The 1,231-nt window shown below is 53.2% G+C and carries 1 protein-coding gene; it reads right to left on the bottom strand.

Translation table 11 applies throughout. The features are described 5' to 3' along the window. Positions 1 to 18 precede the first annotated feature (18 nt). A protein-coding gene (locus HBR93_RS26710; protein ID WP_169961433.1) for an IS3-like element ISPsy29 family transposase occupies positions 19 to 1,169 on the bottom strand; the annotation gives its coding sequence in 2 pieces (ribosomal slippage) (positions 19 to 935 and positions 935 to 1,169; 1,152 coding nt in all). Between the last annotated feature and the right edge of the window lie 62 nt (positions 1,170 to 1,231).

Here is a 1,231-nt window from a genome sequence, read left to right as displayed (position 1 = left end):
TGAATCGCCCCGGATTCTCTAGACACCTTGCAAGCTCATTGCGTAACGTTTTTCAAACTCTACCGGTGACAGCTGATTGTTGAAACCATGGCGGCGTTTTGGGTTGTAGAACATCTCGATGTAATCGAACACATCACTACGAGCATCTTGCCGTGAGGTGTAGATTTTCCGCTTGATTCGTTCCCGTTTCAGAAGCTGGAAAAAGCTCTCAGCCACGGCGTTGTCATGACAATTGCCTCGGCGGCTCATGCTGGCAACCAAATTGTTTGCCTTCAAAAAACTGCGCCAATCGGAGCTGCTGTACTGGCTGCCCTGGTCGGAGTGAACCATCACCTCTTGTTTCGGTTTTCGCCTCCAAACCGCCATCAATAACGCATCAATGGCCAAATCACTGGTCATCTGCGACTTCATTGACCAGCCAACGACCTGACGGGAAAACAGATCCAGCACCACCGCCAAATACAGCCAGCCTTCATACGTACGAATATAGGTGATGTCGGTGACCCAAACCTTGTTGGGTTCCACGACATCGAACTGGCGCTTCAGCAAATTGGGTGAGGCGACCGCTGGCTTACCGCCGTACTTTCCAGGGCGACGTCGATACCCTGTCTGAGAGCGCAGACCTTCAAGACGCATCAACCTCGCCACACGATGCCGACCACAATCTTCACCGACCTCGCGCAGGTCGTCATGGATTTTGCGATAGCCATAAACTCCGCCGCTCTCCAGCCACGAGTGCTTGATCAAACCCAGCAATCGCTGGTCGTCTTTAGCGCGTGCAGATTGCGGCTCAGACAACCAAGCGTAATAACCACTGGGATGGACTTTCAGCGTCAGGCAAAGCCGTCGAATGGAATAGTCGCCCGCTCGCTGCTTGATAAAGGCGTACTTCAACCGCACTCCTTGGCAAAGTACGCGGCGGCCTTTTTTAAGATGTCTCGCTCTTCGGTGACCCGCTTGAGTTCGGCTCGCAGACGACGCAGTTCAGCGTGCTGATCATCATCCTGCTGCCGTTCTTGTTGAGGTTTGCTGTAGCGCTTTATCCAGGCATAGAGGCTATGCGTCGACACGCCGAGACGAGCCGCTACATCAGCGACAGGCAGCTTCTTTTCGGTCACTTGATTGACCGCTTGGATTTTGAATTCTTCGGGATAACGTGGGTTGCTCATGGCACCTCCTGATTGGCCTCAGTTTAAGGCATGGAGGTGTCTACGAAACCCGGGGCGATTCA

Origin of the sequence: Pseudomonas sp. WS 5411, assembly GCF_012985595.1 — a bacterium.
Classification (GTDB): domain Bacteria; phylum Pseudomonadota; class Gammaproteobacteria; order Pseudomonadales; family Pseudomonadaceae; genus Aquipseudomonas; species Aquipseudomonas shahriarae.
This window is presented reverse-complemented; position numbering and strand designations above follow the sequence as displayed.